At 44.7% G+C, this 19,867-nt stretch carries 10 protein-coding genes; all 10 read right to left on the bottom strand.

Annotation, left to right across the window (positions count from 1 at the left end; all coding sequences use genetic code 11):
* Nucleotides 1-17 precede the first annotated feature (17 nt).
* The 10 genes from EYB31_RS27605 to EYB31_RS27560 all read right to left on the bottom strand — a co-directional run bounded on the left by EYB31_RS27605 (nucleotide 18) and on the right by EYB31_RS27560 (nucleotide 19,747).
* Nucleotides 18-743, bottom strand: a complete 726-nt coding sequence (locus EYB31_RS27605) for a response regulator (RefSeq protein WP_131016704.1) — start codon at nucleotides 741-743, stop codon at nucleotides 18-20.
* The gene (locus EYB31_RS27600; protein ID WP_131016703.1) at nucleotides 715-1,905 is read right to left on the bottom strand and encodes a sensor histidine kinase; all 1,191 of its coding nucleotides are present in this window, start codon (nucleotides 1,903-1,905) and stop codon (nucleotides 715-717) included. Before EYB31_RS27600 ends, EYB31_RS27605 begins: the two co-directional genes overlap by 29 nt.
* Nucleotides 1,906-1,995: 90 nt before the next feature.
* Nucleotides 1,996-4,509, bottom strand: a complete 2,514-nt coding sequence (locus tag EYB31_RS27595; protein ID WP_131016702.1) for a stalk domain-containing protein — start codon at nucleotides 4,507-4,509, stop codon at nucleotides 1,996-1,998.
* 290 nt (nucleotides 4,510-4,799) lie between these two features.
* Nucleotides 4,800-6,005: a methionine adenosyltransferase gene (gene metK, locus EYB31_RS27590; protein WP_131016701.1), complete on the bottom strand. Its 1,206-nt coding sequence runs from the start codon at nucleotides 6,003-6,005 to the stop codon at nucleotides 4,800-4,802.
* 141 nt (nucleotides 6,006-6,146) lie between these two features.
* On the bottom strand, nucleotides 6,147-6,416 hold the full coding sequence (locus EYB31_RS27585; protein ID WP_131016700.1) for an alpha/beta-type small acid-soluble spore protein: 270 nt from the start codon (nucleotides 6,414-6,416) through the stop codon (nucleotides 6,147-6,149).
* A gap of 449 nt (nucleotides 6,417-6,865) precedes the next feature.
* Nucleotides 6,866-10,543, bottom strand: coding sequence for an S-layer homology domain-containing protein (locus tag EYB31_RS27580; protein WP_131016699.1), 3,678 nt, complete (start codon nucleotides 10,541-10,543; stop codon nucleotides 6,866-6,868).
* Between the two features lie 458 nt (nucleotides 10,544-11,001).
* The gene (locus tag EYB31_RS27575; protein WP_131016698.1) at nucleotides 11,002-15,024 is read right to left on the bottom strand and encodes an S-layer homology domain-containing protein; all 4,023 of its coding nucleotides are present in this window, start codon (nucleotides 15,022-15,024) and stop codon (nucleotides 11,002-11,004) included.
* Nucleotides 15,025-15,268: 244 nt separating this feature from the next.
* On the bottom strand, nucleotides 15,269-16,375 hold the full coding sequence (locus EYB31_RS27570; protein ID WP_131016697.1) for a glycosyltransferase family 4 protein: 1,107 nt from the start codon (nucleotides 16,373-16,375) through the stop codon (nucleotides 15,269-15,271).
* Between the two features lie 187 nt (nucleotides 16,376-16,562).
* Entirely contained in the window at nucleotides 16,563-17,696 is a 1,134-nt protein-coding gene (gene csaB, locus EYB31_RS27565) for a polysaccharide pyruvyl transferase CsaB (RefSeq protein ID WP_131016696.1), read from the bottom strand.
* Nucleotides 17,672-19,747, bottom strand: a complete 2,076-nt coding sequence (locus EYB31_RS27560) for a DUF5693 family protein (protein ID WP_131016695.1) — start codon at nucleotides 19,745-19,747, stop codon at nucleotides 17,672-17,674. The genes csaB and EYB31_RS27560 overlap by 25 nt, the downstream gene beginning before the upstream one ends.
* Nucleotides 19,748-19,867 lie beyond the last annotated feature (120 nt).

Genomic DNA, 19,867 nt, shown 5'->3' with positions numbered 1-19,867 from the left:
GCCGTTGGTTCCTATCCTTACAAGGTGACCCAGCCGTTTTTTATCGCAATGATTACCGCTTGCGTCCGGTCGTCAACCTCCATCTTTTGCAAAATGCTACTGACATGGTTTTTAACCGTTTTTTCGCTAATAAACAAAAACTCTCCGATCGACTTGTTGCTTTTGCCCTCTGCCATCAAGCGAAGCACTTCCGCTTCCCTGCGCGTCAGCGGACTGTTATCGGAGTGAATGTACTTCACGCCGGCTTCCTTGCTGGATGCCCCGCTGCCGGCAATGCCCGCTTCGTCGAGATATGTCATTCTGCGCAGCTGATTAATCAGCTTCCCGGTTACTTTCGGATGTATGTAGGCATGTCCGGCAACAACCGAACGGATCGCGTTAATGAGAGACTCGGCTTCCATATCCTTAAGCAAGTAACCCGAGGCGCCTTTACGCAGTGTTTCGAATACATAACTCTCGTCGTCGTGAATCGACAAAATAATAACCTTAATATCCGGAAAAATGTCCTTCAGCTTTTCCGTGGCCACAACACCGTTCTCCACCGGCATATTGATGTCCATCAAAACAATATCAGGAGTTAACGAGTTGCACAGCTCCAGTACTTGTATCCCGTCGCCGCACTCCCCGATAACCTCCAAATCATTTTCCATGTTTAAAATTCGCTTTACCCCTTCGCGGAAAAGCTGGTGATCGTCTGCCAGAACGATCCTAATGTTACGTTTCGAACTCCCCGTGAATTCCACTCGCGTGCTCCTCTCTTTGTTCGGCCGAAATTGGTATAACCATCGATATTTTAGTGCCTTTTTCTTTAACGGATTCTATATCCATCCGGCCTTCCAGGAGTTCAACCCGTTCTCTCATGCCAATGAGTCCGTAATGAGTCGTTCCTTGTTCGATTTTGACAGACACTTTCTCGACAAAAAATCCGGTGCCATTGTCGGTTACCGTAATTTTCACCATCTGCTGCTGAAAGACAAGCTCCAGTGTGACAAATGTCGCGCCAGCATGCTTGTACACGTTGGAGAACGCCTCCTGAACAAGCCGGTATATCGCCACTTCCATCCCGGATGGGAGTCGGATTTCTTTCCCGCTTAATTCAATTTTCGTGCGGATTTTGGTCTTGTCCTCGTAGTCTTGTACAAACTTGCGAAGCGTAGGGACGAGCCCCAGATCATCCAATGCCATCGGACGCAGATTAAAAATGATTTTGCGCACCTCTTCAATTCCGCCCCGCACTTGGCCTTTCAGATCGGATAACTCTTCCCTCACACTGCCGTAAGCCTGCTTGACCATCATACGTTCGGCAATTTCCGTACGAAGTACAACGTTAGCCATAGTCTGCGCTAAGCCGTCATGAATTTCCCGGGCAATTCTTTTTCGTTCATCCTCCTGGGCTAGAATAATTTTCAGCCCCAGCAGTTGACGATTTTTGGCCGATTCCAAAATGCGAGTGACTTGATTCAAATCGCCTGACAAATATTCGAGTACAACATTCATCTGCGATACGATCGTTTCCGCCCGCTCAACTTGTTTATCGACATTTTTAATCCTTTTTTGCAGTTCATCCCGGCGCGCCTTTAAATGAAGCTCTTTTTCCCGCGTCAAAGTGAGCTGGGTCTGCTTCTGAGTAGCTCCTTCATAAGCAATCTTGATGTCTTCTTCCTTAAACTTGTGAAAATCCTTGCTTACCTCAGTGAGTCTCATTCTTGCTTTGCGGTATTCAATTTCCAGCTTGTCCACCTGTTCGATGGTTGCTGTTGTCTCTGCGATAATTTCCTCGTGCTCTTTTTTGAGTGCATCACGTTCTGCCCGGGCGCTTTCGCAAATCTCGAAAATTTGGTACTTACTGCTTTCCATCACATTGATGGCATTTTTAATGATGCGATCCAAGGCATCCGCTTGCATGCTTCTTGGCTCCTTTATAGGCAGACTTTTAAATATAAAATTATAGTATCATATTTCCTGCCGTTTTGAACTGCTCAAGTAGCACTATATTTATTCCAGAGTGATTTTCTTTGTTTTTTCATCCCAGGTTACTTTCCAGCCCAACTTCTCGGATAAAATGCGCAGCGGCACCATGGTCAAGTTTTTCATGATTTGCGGAGCCACCTCTGCTGTAACCCGCTGTCCGTTGATAAGCAGATCGGGCTGATCAATCCACAAATCAATTAATTTATCACCGCGGATCACCGTCACCTTGCGTTCCTTCTCATCCCATCGAACCGTCCCGCCCAAAGCATCCGTTACAAAACGAATCGGAATCATCGTATTGCCATTCACGATAACAGGCGCTTGCTCCAGTGTCATGGCTTTGCCGTTTACATTAACGGCCGTCTGGTTAACGGTCAAATTCACTTTATTATTGCTGTCCGTCGTATAGGTTCCTTTATAGGTGAAAGTGATATCGTCCAGTTGGATTTTACCTTCCGGATTCCGCTCATCCTGACCTTCCTCAACACTGACAACATAGATGCTTTTCATAATAATCGGATACTTTAAACCATAATCCGATAAATCGACGGTGAGCTGCTTCCAGCCCTTCCAGTTAATATTTTTGGCAATGTCGACATATTGGAGTTTCCCGGAATTGTCCATCACTTCGGCACGCAGCCAGTTCAGACTTTCATCGCCGTTGACCTTCAATTTCATGAATTGAGGTTCGCCTTCAATCTGGATCCCTGTATCAAAGGCCGCGTAAGCCGCCCGTGTTTTTTTGCCTCGTCCGAGATTGTATGCAAGCTCAAGCACCTTGTTGCCCCAGTCGGTTTTCACAATATTAACGGATGCTTTGATTTCATCAAGCGAAGTCCGTGACATTGTCATGACGGCCGTATTGTCCAAATCGTACCACACCTTATCAACGCCGATCGGTATAGTGACCATAGAGCTGAATCCGTCATATCGGGCAATCAATTGGGCGGCTTTGCGGCCGGCCAAGCTTTTCACGGTCAGCACACCGTTGTCTACAGTACCATCGATGCCAAGCACTTCCCACTGCACCAGCTCGGACGGAATTTCCCGGGTTTTACCCGATTTCGACGTCGCAATGACCGGCAGCTTATATTTCTCCCCTTCGATTAGCACCAGATCCGCCGCGTTGATCTTCATCCCGGCCAATTGAGCTCTCCCGGCCACTTCCACGTCCAAGCTTTGGGTTCCTTTACCGGAAGCAACACTAATTTTGGTGTTGCCTATCTTCGTTGGAACAAATACGTTATCGGTAAATGCACCCAGGTCGTCCGCAGTCCATTTTGCCGGGACCTTATCCGTGTCGATGACCGGGTTGTAATATTCGTCGTATGCCTTAAACTTAAAAGGCGCCTGCTCATTTAAAAACAACAAATTAGGCCCTTGAATCGTTATCCCTTTCACTTCACCCTGCGGAGCCGTAGAGAATACTCCCAAGCCGTTAACGACTTTACGCTCAATCCCGGTCTCGGTCTTGTTAATCAGCTTGGTAGCTGTTTCTCCTAAAGGACGCGCTACCATCTGTGTGGAGCCCCCACCGTCCAAAGTGACGCCTTTCCATACTCCCGCTTTAATCATAAATTGCTGAAACTCAGGCAGGGTCATCCCTTTGCTATCTCCCGCATTATCAACGGTGAGGATATACACCTTCTTCTGATCCTGAGAATAACCTACTCCCGTTCGGGAGCGGTAACTGTAACCTCCAATATCGTTCACATTTAAAGTAAAAGTGGAAGGTTTGCCGTCATCGACCATAATGGTATGGCCGCCGATCATCATCTTAAAATTTTTCCAGTCATATTGCTTGCTAGGATCTTGAGAGAGCACGTTGTAATTGGCGATAAGAGGGTCTCCCTCTTTCAGATGCGTGCGTACGAAGTCGGCCGCCTTCCCCGCCGCGCGCAATATGTACCCGTCTTTTGGAGCAATCATCTGAATAACGCCGTCGATGGCGATTTTGGCAATTTTGCCGTTCTGAACAAGCACTTCGGTAGGCGTACTTGTGCCATTATTTGATCTATCGCTTTGTGCCCAAGCATCCGTATACAAAAACAGACCGTTTACATGACTGTCATCATCCGAATCGTCTGTCCAATAATACGTTTTATTGACTCCGCCAAGATCAAACGTTACTCCGTCTTTGGCTATTACCTGCCCTTGAAAAGTGAAACTATCAATGATAGGTTTATTATCTTTGTCAATTGCAAACGAATAATGACCTGCCATCATCGGCGGAGTAGCCATTAACCGTCCTCCCGCAACTTCTGGGCCATCCGGAACCCCTTCAGCTTGTGTATTATAAAAATCGCCGTTTACGCCGGCAACCGCCTTGGTCTCAGTTGCCATACCATTGACGGTTTGCTTCTTCGTAAATACACCGCCGATACCGGTCATCACGTCAACTTTAACATTGGGATTGGACAAATCTACTTCTACCACATTGCCGTTAACCTGAACATCTTTTTTATTTCGAACGGTTTTCCAGACATACTTCTTTAATATGGCCCCGGAAGTCAAAATCTCTTCACTTGTTTTCGTCATAGTAGGTTCATCAGCGGCATAAGCAACACTAGCAGAATGTATAAAAGATGTAATTGGAAGTTCAAACTGCAATAACACGACACCAGACAAAACTATCGGAATCACTCTCTTAAAAAAAGACTTATGCAAAAACACGATGAAATCTCCCTTCGTTTTTCACTCTCCTTTTTAAATAGACTCTATCACTAGTAGAAAAGTTACGATTTTTACAGCTTAAAATTAATTGAAAAAGAAAAAAACCATTCTTCCCTGTGGAAAAATGGTTCCGTGCTTCGGAAACAAACCAAATATTATTTATATGCGTCAGCTTTTAACAGTTCTGCTTTGTCCGTACGTTCCCAAGGAACATCCAGGTCATTGCGACCGAAATGGCCATAAGCCGCTGTTTGTTTGTAAATAGGTCTTCTCAAATCAAGTGCTTTAATAATACCGGCAGGACGAAGATCAAAATGCTTACGAACCAATTCAACCAGCTTTTCGTCGCTGACTCTGCCTGTGCCAAATGTATCGACGCTGATCGATACCGGTCTTGCTACGCCAATCGCATACGCTACTTGCACTTCGCACTTTTCCGCAAGACCCGCGGCAACGATATTTTTAGCAACATATCTTGCTGCATATGCGCCCGAACGGTCGACTTTCGTCGGGTCCTTACCGGAGAATGCTCCGCCGCCATGACGAGCATAACCACCATAAGTATCTACGATAATTTTACGGCCTGTTAAGCCGGCATCACCTTGTGGTCCGCCGATAACAAAACGGCCCGTAGGATTGATGAAGTAATTTGTGTTTTCATCCAAAAACTTTTCAGGAACAATCGGCTTAATGACATGTTCTTTGATATCAGCTTGAATTTGTTGCAGCGTCACATCTTCGGCATGCTGAGTGGAAACAACAATTGCGTCGACGCGAACCGGTGTATCGCCTTCGTATTCAACGGTTACTTGCGTTTTGCCGTCAGGTCTGAGGTAAGGCAATGTACCATTCTTACGAACTTCCGTCAGACGACGAGCCAATTGATGTGCAATCGAGATTGGCAGCGGCATCAGTTCAGGCGTTTCGTTAACGGCGAAACCAAACATCAGGCCTTGGTCCCCTGCACCAATCGCTTCAATCTCTTCATCGGACATTTGTCCTTCTCTGGCTTCCAGCGCCTTATTAACGCCTTGAGCGATGTCAGGAGACTGCTCGTTTAAGGAAGTCAGCACTGCGCATGTCTGATAATCAAAACCGTATTTGGCACGTGTATATCCGATATCTTTTATTGTTTGCCGAGCGATGGACTGAATATCCACAAATTCGGACTGACTTGTAATTTCACCAATTACCAAAACAAGGCCAGTTGCTACGGAAACTTCGCAGGCAACCCGCGCATTTGGATCATTTTTCAAAAATGCATCCAATACTGCATCGGAAATCTGATCGCAAATCTTATCCGGATGACCTTCAGTAACCGATTCCGATGTAAACAAACGCCGTCCGCGTTGTAAAGACATACATTACCCTCCATCCCAAAATAACTTTCTCTACAAAAAAGGAACCTTTTCCACAGGGGAAAAGGTTAGTCCTTTACCTTCAATATCATATGTTACTGGATTTGTCGATAGCTGTCAATAAAATGGATTTAATAATTGCTGTTATAAGGATAATAAAATTTCTTCTGCTTTTTTCATAAGACGACTGGTTATTGCTCCGCCGACGGCACCGGCATCTCTAGATGAAATGTGACCCCAATAATCCTCCTTGACCGAACTTGCCGGTATAGATCCCAATTCTGTTGCAAACTCTACATCTGAATTCGTCATCTGCTGCCCCACCGGCAATCCCATCTCTGCAGCAATTTCATACTTGAGTAGGTCCAACTCTTTATGGCATTCAGGTACGACCTTTTTGCTTCTTCCCGCCATCTTAAGCCACCTCCTGAAGTTTTGGTACGCTCATAGTATGGCTCGGGTACAAACAATCAACCGCATAAGATGTTGTCAGTTCGGGTAAAATTATGGGGTGAAACCGAGCCATCGAGATTACTGGCCTTCTAGATTATCAATATCTGAACGTACAGTATGTTCGATGCCTTATGTGGGTATATCCATTATGGTGGTATAACCAAAAAAAATTGATGGTATCGATATTTACTACTTCGAAGTTAAGAAAAAATTGATGAAATTTACTCCCTAATTATCGAAATTATTATGAGGTTTAGATTTTTTTATGATATTTGAATAATCTTAATGTGCGATTCTTAGACATTGCTTGTACTTTAGATTCATGCTGTGCTAATACTTACGGACGAAATTTATCAAGAATATTGTACAAAATATAAAAAAAGACCCCGAAGGGTCTTTTTTTATAAGAATTAATATGCTTGATTTACTTTAATAGAAGTTGTAGCAGATTTACCACTTGGTGCAAATACATTGATAGTAAAGCTGGAAACATTAGAGCTCAAGGCTGTAAATTTACCAGTGCTATCAATTGTAACTGTACCAGCATTACCATCTGTGGTCACAACATCTGTAGCGTAGAATGTGAGGTTTAAGAGATTGGCATGAGATTGAATGAATTGGTCAGTACCTCCAATATCTTTACGTGCTCCAGTAACAGACCATGTTCCTGTACCATCATTACCATTATCGTCTTTGAGTGTACCTCTCAAAATATTTCCGTTACCATCAAGAACAAGTGGCGAACGATCAGATACATACTCTCCACCGAACTGATCTTTAACAGTTAATTTCTTCATCATGTTAAAGTCCCATGCATAAAGATTACTGTTAGCACCGCCGCCATTAAGCTTAGTTGCAATTTCATTTTTACCAATCATGTTGCTTGATTTAGTTGCAACAATACTTGTTACAGATGGGCCTTCATTCTTAGTTGTTACATCAAGTGTAGCAGAATTGAAGTCACCTTTACCATCTTTATACGTAACAGTAACTTTAGCAGTTCCTGCTTCAAGGCCAATGATAAATCTTTGAAGTTTGCCATCAGCGTCGTTAGAAGCAATGTCAACTACTTTAGGATTGCTACTTGTAATACTTTGAATTTGGCCATTAGCAACAGAGACCAACTCACCACTGCTAGTTTTAGCTCTCAGCTTAATTTCTTTAGCCAATTTCTTGTAATTATTGAGAACGTAAGTTGCTTCAGTTACTGCACCACCTGGATTATTGGCTGCAGCAGCCGCCAACTGATTGGATCCAATATAATCACGAGCAGCAAGCAAAGTATTATTGATAGACTTATCAGCAAATACTTCGTAAGTCAACTTGTTATTGGACTTAGTTGTATCCAATACTTCCAGGTTGGAAGTCACATTACTGATATCCTGCCAAGTTGTACCGTTGTCCTTAGTTGTTTGCAGATAAGCAGTAAATGTGTAGGATGCTCCCAGTTGTGCAGAAGCAGTTGTAAAGAATTTAAATGATTTGTCGAAAACTTGGCTCAATGGGAACAGATATTCACCAGCTGTGTAGTTAGTTTGAGTCGGTTGAGTATAGTCATATCTTTGAGCATATACTGTTCCGGCAACAGTCGGCGCAAGAGCAATTTTCTTTGTTGTAAGCAATTTAGAGCCTTTAGCCAGAGGAGTACCCAGTGTCGCAGGATCAACTGCTGGTGCAGTGGCAGTGGCATCGGCTGCCGGAGTACCATTAGAAGGATCAACATAAGTGCCTGCAACTTCGTTACTTCTTACTGCCAGACCGTAACCTCCAGTAGCAGGAGCAGTATTAGACTTAAACTCCATTCTAACACGTACGGTAGTATCGTCAAGCTTCATTTCACCACCGTTTTGATCGTACACTTTCAACTTAAGTTCATTGTCAGTGCCTTGAATCATATATTTATTCGGTGATGCTGAGAATGCAATTTTGTCAGCTCTACGTTTTTCTGCCACGTTAGTGCTAAATTGCGCTCTTACATTAGGAGTATCAAGAAGCTGAATTGTCGCACCAGCAGTACCCTTATAACCTACACTGCCGATTGCCAATTGTCCTTTGTGCTCACCAGATTGAACAATTGCAGTTGGCACATTGGATTGAGTATCTTTATTCCACACAGCATAAGATGTATCCAAGTTAATGCTACCTGTAGAGTAAATTGTGAATTTATAAGCATTTTCAGCAATTTCATCTGCAGTGAGCAAATCTCCTTTAGCATCTTTAACAATCAACGGAACAAAGAACTTTTGATCCAGTCCGCTATCGCCAGTTACTCTGTCATTTTCAGCCAAAGTATAGTTATAGTTACCAAACTCGAGTGATGCAGGAGTTTTAGGTGCATTTACTTTAACTGTCTTGGTAACCGTTTGACCAGAACCATTCGCAATTAAAGTTAACGTAATGTTATCTTTGGATTCAATTTTATTGTAACGGAATTTCAAATCAGCTGCATCCGAACCGATTTCGCTTGTTCCAGTAAACCAAGAATCGTTGTTGTTCTGATCTTTTGCCGCACGAACAACATTACCTTCCGAAGAATAAAACGTAATGCCTCTGTTCAAAGTTTCAGAATCTTCAACAGGAATACCATATTGGTCATAAGCTTGGAAGCCAAGGTAAGTGTCTTTATTCGCTTCAACCGAATCAATCTTCGTATTGGAGCTATTCAACAGATCCCCAACTTCAATTTTAGCAACGTTCGGAGATTCACCAACAGCAAACACTTTGTTTGCAGTTGCGCCGGAATCTTCATGGATGATCGTAACAGAAATACGGTCATTACGTTCCAAAGCACTGTCATTAGTAGTTGGGTTAGTGATGCCCGATTTAACTGGCTGTTGAACGTAGAACGCCTGCTCGCCACTTACACCAGTTACAGAGATGTTGCTACCTGCATTAATTGTAAAGTTGTTGTAGGATAACTTAGATTTAGCACCGTATTGGTTAGTTGCTTTGAAGTCAATACGAAGCTTATTTGTTGTTCTAGGCACAGTATCAGCCGCAGTCAAGAATTCAATTTTAGCAATTCTTTCAACTGTAGTAGATACTTTTGCTGTTTTGTTAGCATCGTCGATGTTGCTTACGCCACTGATTGCGATGCTATATTCGTTGTTTTGGAATTTGGTATCGAACTTGAATGTAGCAGTGTCCTTCTTGTCGTTCCAAGTAGTTGTGTAGTTAGTAACTACATTGCCGTCTTTCTTGATTTCAACTTTGAAGTTTTTAGCAGCGTCATCAGTCAATACGCCATTCAGTTGAAGTTGCAGAAGATCAGCATCAGTAGCTTTAAAGGAAGCAATCGCATATTTACCATTGAAAGTCGGTACATACTGTTGCTTAGCTTCATAGGAACCAAGTACAAGCAGGTCGCGAGTTGCGTTAGTTTGGCCGCCGAATTTGCCGTCAGTGCCGTTGCTCAGAAGCTTCAATTGAAGAGCCAGAGCTACGTAACCTTTTGCCCAGTCAGTTACAGTCGAATCAGTAACGCCCGGAGTCGCTTTAGCGTCCTTATCTTTACCCAAACCACGGATCAAGAAAGTAGCCAATTGCTCTTTAGTTACTTTGCCAGCTGGGTTATAAACGCCGTCGCCATAACCGTCAGTGATGCCAGCAGCCTTTACAGCTTCGATGTAAGGCAATGCATATCCATTAGCCGGATCGTCAGACTTAACATCGGAGAAGCTGGAAGTTTTCAAAGAAGTATCAACTTTAAGATTAAAAATAAGTGCTGCAACTTTTGCGAATTGCGCGCGGTTCATTTCGTCTTTAACGCCAAATTTGCCGTCGCCTACACCGTCAAATACGCCAGCGGCGATCAATGCATCAAATTTAGCTTTGGTAGCTGCGTCAAGATCTTTCAGGTCGCTGAAATCAGCAGAAGATTTAGCAGCGTCTGCAGAAGTTGTGTCTACAGAAGTATCATTTGCAGAAGTTTCATCTGCAGCAAGTGCTACGGACGAAAACACGGAGAACGTCATAGCCAATGCTAAGATCGTGGATAAACTTTTCTTCATAACCTTTTTTTCTCCTCCTCGAATATCTTTCGGTAATTGAGAGTTTTGTTTAGAAAAATTATAGCTCGATTCCCTCATTAGCCGATTCACCCCCTTTCCAGAGTTGAGCGGAATTATAATTTTAGAAGTCTGCCGCCTTACGACAGCAGAAACTAGTAAACTAGAATAATGCAAAACTAGGCCTCGCGTGCCCCTACCTATTATACAATGGCATAGATACGAGGTAAAGAGTTAATTTTGTGAAAAATATCCATGATCATTAACTCTTTGTCTTCAGTTACGCGATTCATTGTATTAAACGCTGGGCCGATAAAAAAGTTGCGGTCTTTGAAAAAGTTTTTTTAGCTTATTGCGACTTATGGAGGTAATCTCGGAATACCGCGCCACATCAGCACTTTTACCTCTCCTCCACGAAATTTAGTATACTATGATATATCACTTGAGTCATCACTAATTATTTTCCATGAAGAAAAGTGCAACATATTTAAAGACCATGGTTTTATGAACCATGGTCTTTAGTATGACTTCTTGCTCTATTATTTCGGCACTTTCTTTTGCTGCTTCAATACACGCATAGCAATGATCGAAGCATCTGCACGAGACATGTTCTCCAGCGGGTCAAACCGGTATGTCTTCTTGGTTTGCCCTTGCAGTAATGCATTCTCCACGCCTTCAATTAAACCCGCTTTGACGATAGCCGACACAGAGCCGCGCGAATAAGCATTAATGAGCGACGCGTCGGTAAATGACTTCTGCAACGGAGTCAGAGCCTTGGCAGGATCGCTTTCTACCTTCAGATCAGCCGCCCTAGCAATCATAACTGCCGCATCTTGACGCGTAATAGCCTCTGCCGGCAGGAACAATCCAGAAGCCGTTCCACGCACTATCCCTGCTCTAGCCGCAGCTTCAATATGCAGAAAGTCATACAGCCCATTGCTGCCTGTCAAAGTTCTATCTCGACGGACGTCATCGAAAGTTCCCATGTATGCAGGATCATTCTGATCTGTCGTCCGCGTCTTGGTATCTTCGTTCTCAAGCGGAATATCGAAAATATCCACCAACATAGTGACAAACTCGCCTCTTGTTACCGCATCCGTCGGATAGAAGAGGCCAGGATCCTTGCTCTTCATAATTCCCTTAGAATATAAGGTATCCATTGAGTCTCTCGCGTATTTATGGTCTGTGACATCATTAAAGCTGTCGTTCATATACATAACTTGGAAGTATCCAAATGACTTCAAAGGAACCGTAATTGTATTTTTCTTAAGATCGATCACACCGCCGATATTTCTCCACTCCGCTACCTGTTTACCGCCACCAGAATATTCGTTGAATATACCGTACTGGTATACAGTGACGTATTTCCAGGCATCATCCCGAATTGCTCCATCAAACTTCAAAGTAATGGTTCCGATTTTGTTCGGCACTACCAAATCGGTAATGTTGCGGACAAACAACCGGGTCGTCGAATCTGTCGGATTAAGCGGGAGTGTGCCACTGCCGCGCAGAGCGTCTTCTAAGCTGAAATTCAGCGTGGATGTCGGCGCTGGAATAATACCCGCGTCAATCCAGTACCTTTTACTTGCCGGTATAAAGCGTCCCGTTGGTTCAGCCAAAAAGTTTCTAGCCGTTTGATCTGTGGGTGGATTCGTATTGATATTCAGTCCGCCTTCAAGATATTTGTCGACCATACCGTCTTCATTTCGGGCAATGCCAAATAGAATTTGCCGATCAGTTGTCAAATATTGATCTGCCAGCGACCGGTCATTTTTCATAAGCTTTGTATCTTTGGGGAAGCTAATCTCAATATCGCCGTCAAATACTTTCATCTTTGATTGAAGCTTTTGTTTCTCTTGCGCGCCTTCAATGGGCGTATTGACATAGTTCAAAATAAACGAGCCGCTTAACTTATCTTTTCCGCGGACAATCGTAAATTTAATTTCATTTTTACCGGCCTTAAGTCCGATTAATTCATAAGCAAAGATATCTTGATTCAGTGTTGCTGCTGTGCTGGCCTCTTTTACAGCAAGCTCTTTGCCCACCAATACGCTGTCAGCCTTGTCAGCACGGATCCTGATCTTTTGAAAGTTCTGATTGATGTTGGCTTGATCCTTACCGTCTGAGTTTTTAATCAGCGGAGGACTCAGCACTGTATAAGGTTGCGGTTCTCGTGTAATGACTAAGCTTCTTGTGACGACCAAACCCGATGAGTTTCTTGCCGTAACCTCAAACGTATAGTCTCCATATTGATCCAGGGTAATCGGGTTGGTTGTAAATGTTTCTGTAAATGGCGGTGTCGCTCCCGATTGCTGCACAGACTCGTATCCTGTGTTAGGTGGCAGCCCCACCGTCGGAGAAATGGTGGTGAAATTAATATCTCCGGTTTTGCGATATCTAACAGTAGCCGTCCCATTCAGCACATCGGAGTTGGCCATGTCACCGACCAATTGAACCGAGGTTTCGTTAGTTGAGTAAGTATCGGCTTTGCTTCCCGCAACAAATTTCGTAGTTGTCCCCGTTTCCTTAGGAATAAAGGAATTAACTAACGGGACATCGTCTGTCAGAACAAATATGTCGTAGCTAGTTTGAGTTACCAGCTTACCACCGATGTAAATGTCAAAACGTATTGTCTTTTTACCGTCGTTAGTAAAAAATCCACTCAGCATCGCGCTCGGAATAGTGAAGCTACCTTGAGACGCATCCGCCGTCGTAACTATATAAGGCAAAGTTGAATCAAACGGATTCTTACCATTTGTGTCTTGAACAATTTGGTTGTTTACGGAAAGTTGCACATTTCCATACTCGGCTACTGGTAGATTGACCACTCTACCGGTAATACAAGGTCCGTCCGGCGCAGCTGGCGCTACAGTACAACTGATCTTCAATTCATTGTTAACGACCATACCGTTGTATAAATTTGATAAAATAATGTACGGCGCCCCGGAAATCACGATGCTATAGCTTTTTTGACCTGCCGGGTTGGCAATTTGCGTACCACTGCCATCTGGCTTATATGGGATGACTTGTAAAGTTGCATCTCCGTCTTGTATTCCTTGAATCGAAACCTGAGCAAAATAAATAGGATCTCCGGCAGCATTTGTTGTGCTCTGAACCTGATAAATCGGTTCATTATTAGCATCCCTGTCCACGGTAACACCGTCGTTATATGCCGAGCCATTTAGTTTAACTTTTACAAATTGAGCATTTTCATTGGTATATACCTTTAAAACTGCCGGCAATTCGTTAATTTGCGTCTTGCCTAAATCGCTTAGGTTTACCTCAGCCTGCTGTGCTGGCTGTGCAAGCGGATTTACCACTTTAGCGACATGATCGACATAAGCCTGAGCGTTGTCCTGGAAATAATAACTGTAAACAGATGTTAAGGAATCTCCGTTATGCTTTTTAAATTGGAATACGACTTGTTGAAACTTGGTACCTGTGTTTGTAGGCAATTGTGTTGTAAAATCGTACACCTCAAAAGCTGTTGTAGACGAAGCCGAGTCATATACGGCAGTGGATACTCGTCCTGTCGATGGGTCTGGAATTATCGTTGTCGTGTTGTTGGTTTCCGTGATAACACCTGTATTAAAATTATAATTGGCCACAAAATCTTGACCTTTTCCCAAGGTGAAAATATCGACGGATTCATAGTCCCTTACTCCGCCGGTAAAGTTGTTCTTCAATTTAGCTGTGATAGCCACATTGGTAGACCAATGGGGAGGAGTTGCAGCCGTGTCGTTGCTAACCGTCGGAATCGTGGCTAATTTAGCCGCTGGTTTGATATCTTCCACTTGCTTGATATATGCATTGTAAGCAAAGGACTTTCCGTTATTATAGACAAAGGACTTCTTAATAGTATAATAATTGGTGCCGTTTCGAGCGATAAACATAATTTCGTTATCGCCGGGAGTGAAATTGAGATCATTGGGCCGTCCTGTATTCACATAGTAGCTAAATCTCCCGCGGTTAAATACAGACGGATTGTACACCGTACCATTAACTGTTGCTTGAATTTGTGATGCATTTCCCGCAGTCCCCGTAATACTTAAGCTTGTATAAGGAGGAGCTGTAGGATACATAAGGTCATCAAGAAACGGCGCACCGTTAAACTGCAGATCGGTGATGTTCGACACCGGGGTAAAATACACCCATCCCGGCAAAGAAGAAATAATGCTGGTATCCCCGTACTTCACGGTAACTTTGTTTAAGCCTTCCGTGTAGCTGATATTGGTAAAAGTAATTTCATTATTATTGGAACTGCTTTTTACCGGTTTATTGGTTTTCTCTGTGGAGATCTTACCCGTATTGATGTTTACGATCTCATAATAGATGTTGTTGATCTGGTCTTCTGTAAAACCATTAATAGTTACATTCAACGTGCTTGGGTTAACTGTCAGCCGATCGACCGTTTTGCTACTGTCAGGAGCATCCGCATTTACATAGCTTATATTTGTTATCATAAGCTGCGCGGCCGCAAATGCGGAGAGCGGCGGTAGCAAGCTGATCAGCATCGACATGATGATGGCGGCGCTAATCCATTTGCGTGAGAAGCGTTTCAAGATGGTTTCCTCCTTTGTTTACAAAAAAAGTTACGTGTACGTTATTTATCGGCTAATCTAGCCCTAAATTTTAGGGCAAACCGTTTCTTTTTCGAGATCAATTCTATCGAAGCTCTGTAATCAATTTCGACACCGTTTTTTTGAGATTCTATATAATATGGAAGTTCACTGTTCGTACGGTGAATATAAGCGGGCAAAAAAACAACCCGGGCTAAACAGCCAGGGTTGTCTCATTATGTGAACCTTATTTATTCGATACTCGCGAGTTGACTTGAGCGAATTTGGCCAGTTTCTGCAGGAATTGCAACACCGGCTTCTTGCTCTTGCTGATGATGCCTATGAATTCGGCTCCGACCACCAAGACGAACAGCAGCACAGCAATAAGGATAACCATCGCCCATAACGTATCTTGGATCTGCGCGAACAACACGGAACATAATCCGAATATCAAGGCAATGCCGTAAATGACAAGCACCGTTTGGCGGTGGCTTAAGCCCAATTGCAGCAAACAATGATGCAAGTGGCTTTTGTCTGCCGCGGAGATCGGCGTCTTGTTGACCCAACGGCGCATGATGGCGAAAAAGGTATCCGATAAGGGCACACCCAATATAAGAATAGGGATAAGAAGCGAAACAACGGTCGCTTGCTTAAAGCCTAATATCGACAATGTAGCTAAACTAAAACCTAAGAACAATGCACCGGAATCACCCATAAATATTTTAGCAGGATGAAAGTTAAAAAATAAGAACCCGATAATACTGCCGAGCAATATCATACAAAGCATCACAACAATGACATTGTTCATCATCAAAGCAAGCACCATGATTGTGGCGGTGGCAATGCCGGAAACCCCAGCGGATAATCCGTCCAAGCCGTCAATCAAATTGATGGCGTTCGTCACACCGACGATCCAAAGAATCGTGAGTGGAACAGCAAGCCAAGTGAGTGAAATTGTCATATCGCCAAAAGGCACATTGACCAAATCAATGACGACTCCTGAGTACACAACAACACACGCGGCTAAAATCTGTCCAAGCAGCTTAATCTTCGGCGACAAATCAAACCGATCATCAAGCGCCCCAACTAGAACAATAATCGCTCCGCCAACCAATAAACCGATCGCAACATCCGATTTCTGAGTGTCAAGAGCAGGAGCTACGATAAAATAAGCTCCGACAAATCCAAGGAAAATCGCTAAACCGCCTAGTCTAGGCATAATGCGGCTATGTACTTTCCGATGATTCGGCGCATCCACCGCGCCGACCCAAAAGGCAAAGCGCTTGACGAGCGGCGTCAGCAGCAATGCAATGATACAAGCAGCGACAAACCCGATCCCGTACAACATATTCATCCTGTTATTCACAACCCCTTTTTCTCTATGTCCAGTACGTGGAATTACCCGCTTCAACACCGGACAAAGCAATTATACTCCGAATCGGGCGGGAATTCCATCATGGAAATTTTGCAAAACGATAAAAATGATGGGTTGGGTGATACAGCGGCCGACTAGCCGCTTCTTATTATTCTGTGATGTTGGTTCACGGCTTATCCGACTGCTTGAAAAATTGTGTTACGTGCCGTGCCGGCAGCTGCGCTTCCGCTTTAAGACGCTCGATTGCCGGCTGCTTTTCCCGCTTCCAGGCTTCCGTTTGCTCCAGCATTGTTAGAATATGCCGGGCAATCGATTCGGACTCTGCCGATTGGGTCGTTGCCGCAGCTTTCATGCCGATACGCCCGAGGAACTGATCAATTTTAGGATCGTAGGAGATGCCTACCAGAGGTACGCATTGTGAAGCCGCATAAATCAACGAGTGAAGTCTCATCCCGATCAAAAGATCACAGCGGCTGACTTCCGCCAACATGTCCTGCGGATGAGTAATTCCACCGCTGATGCTCACACGCTGCTTAAACTTAGGATCGATCGCATTCACAACATACTGCGATGCCAGATCATCGGATGGCAGATGAAAGGGCAAAAAGTTCAGTTTTACCGAGCTTCGTGCAAGAACTGCGTTTAATCCTAGAGCCAAAGCGGCAAGTTCGGAACGGTCTTCGTTCCAGAAACGAACGGAAATGCCGACAACCGGATCAGACTCACGATTCACCGCAGCGGCCCCTTCTTTAAGAGGCAGGCCCATTACCGGATCGGGAACGACTTGAACCCGGTCCTTCGGCAGGCCCATCGATTGAAGGAGATTCGCGGATTCTATGTCTCGAACAGAAACATACCGGCATTTAGCAAATGTGCCGCGGATCCACGGGTCAAAAAAGCGGCGATGAACCGGGCCGATGCCCTGAGAATAAATAAAAGTCGGTTTGCCGAACCATTGGGCCAACTTAAGGATGGCCAAGTAGTAAGGGATGGTTTTGGAACTGGTGGCATCCTGCAGCAAGCTGCCCCCGCCGCTAATGAGCGCATCAGCGCCCCGAATCGCCCCGAGCACGGCGCCGGGTTTCATCCGATGCGCCGCTTTTACGCCATAAGTGCGGCTTGTTTTCTCCGGATCAATCGAAAGCACCGTCGGTTCAAAGTGAATGCCGTGCTTTTCCCCCTGCTCCTTCAGCGCTAGCAAAATTGACTGCAGCACAGCCTCGTCGCCGCTGTTATCAAATCCGTAATAGCCGGATAAAACAACTTTAACCGATCTTATCGTTTGGCCGGTTTGACCCATGCTTGCCATCTCCTTGCTGCAATTTCCCATACGGCGATTATCACATACCCGATGATGGAGCCAAAAATGATACCGTACGTAATGCGAGTTAGCGATATAAGCACAGGCGTATGCAGATGGGCAAACGTATCAACGACGGATGCTTGTCCGATGACACCGACCAATATTAAAATCAATGCCCCACGCCCCCGGTATCGGGCCGCCAGAAATGCGCCTAATAAAAAAACCGGGTGAGCAAACAAAAATTCTTTTGTGCGCGGTCTGACACCAAGCGTATTTTCCAAAAACGACCGAAACAGCTTTTCGAAAGCGGATGCTTGTCCTTCATTGCCGGTACGGGATAAGTAGTACATACCCGCCGCTGCCACGATGGCAGCCGTAATGACCCAAAGGACACTTATATAAGAAGAAAGCAATTTGCGCACCTGAGCCCATTTTTCACTATAGGTCGTGGATTCGGTGAAAAACAAATAATAGATGACCGCAATGATGATCGGTACGATATGCAGCGCGCTAACGCCTCTAAACTGCTGAATGACAAGCGAATAAGTAATCTGGTTCAGCAGCCCTGCAATAAACAAGACACCAATCAACGAAGTTAGCGTAGTTCTCAGCAGTAATCCGATGGCAAATAAGGCTGACGCCCCCAACTTCTGACGGGAAGCACTATACTTTTCTTTCGACGTCCGGATGGCAAACATCATCGCAAGGCTTGGTGCGCTAATTCCCGCACCCAAAGCCAGCGCTTGCTGGAACATGCTTTGCGTCTGCGGCAATATATACAATCCGGCCGAGCCAATCAGCCCAAGCACAAACAATGCCAAGGTCGCCTCCGACACAAAATAGGAGATCATCAAGGCGATGAGCGCGACGGCTCCAATGACAAGCAGCGCTTTAGCCACAGGTTGCCATACGGAATGATATTGCCAGAACCTTTCGGCAATACCCAGAGTGTACCCGGCGTTTTTCACACGGTTCAACGCGCCGTCGGCCCCATTCAAACTATCGTATAAAGCGTCAAGCGGATTTAGGATTTTGCCCTTGTCCACGTTTTTCACTGCTCTGGCATTTAAGAACACCATGCGGATATTCCGGTCTTTCACCGCCAGCACAAATCGGTCGGCAACACCTTGAACGCGATCCTGAAGTTCTTGCTGAGTCAGGTTTTCGGTCAGCTTCTGTCCATCTGCTTCAGTAAAGGAATGGAGGCGCACGACGTCATAATTGATTTCTTTGGCCAAGCGATTAAAGCCTCTTTGGGGCGCCTTCAGCAGTTCAATCGCAGCAAGTCCCATGTTATATTTCGTCATTAACTCGGCCATTTGGTCAATGTTCTCAAAATGACTGTCGTCGATAAAGCCGGGGACCGTTTCTCCGTCAATGATAAAGCGTTTAACGCCGATGCCTTTTAGCTGGGCGAGAAGCTTGTCCATATTCGCCGCGTCAAAAGGACGGCGGTTAGACATACGAACGACAATCTGAAACCCTTTTTCCTTCAGCATTTGCAAGGTGATCGGGTCAGGGTCCATCGTTTTGAGCAGCGCTTCTTCCATCCCCATTTCAATAATCATGCCGGGCTGATTTTTGAAGCTCCACGGACGGACACGAACCCCCAGGCTGTTGAACGTATTTTCGATCAGCGGCTGCAGCCTTTGCTGAGATTCTTTTTCCGCAAACAACACATACGTAAAATTCTCATTTTGCGAGATCGGGCTTTGTGTTAATGCCATTGCCTCATGTGTAGAGAATACTTCGACCCTCCGGCTGAGCTTGAGTTCGGATAATGTGGATTCATACACAGCAAGCGAATGGATGCCCGCCTTTTTCATCTTATCCAATTGATCAAGCACAAATTTGTGAGGGTCTCCCTGTAAATCGGATATTTCCAACAAATCGCGGTAATCGAATACAAACTCGACTTTGCGGGCGGTGGTTTGCTCCGTTTCCACCCTTTCGTAAACGACGGCCACAGAAGCCAGCATACCGATGATGACAAGCCACCACAGCGGTTTTATGAACCTACGGTTCCATTGCTCATAACGACGAATCAAGCGTGTCACTCCTAAAAGTTTTGTAGAACAAAACGGCTTCGTAAGCATGTGCTCCGAGTTTGTAGTGCCGGCTCCATAAGCCGGTCTTGCCAGACTTGCTTAAGTTCAGCGCCAGTACAA

Source organism: Paenibacillus thalictri (genome assembly GCF_004307995.1).
Classification (GTDB): Bacteria; Bacillota; Bacilli; order Paenibacillales; family NBRC-103111; genus Paenibacillus_AF; species Paenibacillus_AF thalictri.
The sequence above is the reverse complement of the archived record's forward strand: the minus strand, read 5'-3'. Positions and strand labels throughout refer to the sequence as shown.

Bases quoted from the DNA above. Each gene is read 5' to 3' on its own strand.
- EYB31_RS27600 (WP_131016703.1), bottom strand. From the start codon at position 1,905: ATGCAAGCGGATGCCTTGGATCGCATCATTAAAAATGCCATCAATGTG.
- EYB31_RS27595 (WP_131016702.1), bottom strand. From the start codon at position 4,509: ATGACGAAAACAAGTGAAGAGATTTTGACTTCCGGGGCCATATTAAAG.
- metK (WP_131016701.1), bottom strand. From the start codon at position 6,005: ATGTCTTTACAACGCGGACGGCGTTTGTTTACATCGGAATCGGTTACT.
- EYB31_RS27585 (WP_131016700.1), bottom strand. From the start codon at position 6,416: ATGGCGGGAAGAAGCAAAAAGGTCGTACCTGAATGCCATAAAGAGTTG.
- EYB31_RS27580 (WP_131016699.1), bottom strand. From the start codon at position 10,543: ATGAGGGAATCGAGCTATAATTTTTCTAAACAAAACTCTCAATTACCG.
- EYB31_RS27570 (WP_131016697.1), bottom strand. From the start codon at position 16,375: ATGAATATGTTGTACGGGATCGGGTTTGTCGCTGCTTGTATCATTGCA.
- csaB (WP_131016696.1), bottom strand. From the start codon at position 17,696: ATGGGTCAAACCGGCCAAACGATAAGATCGGTTAAAGTTGTTTTATCC.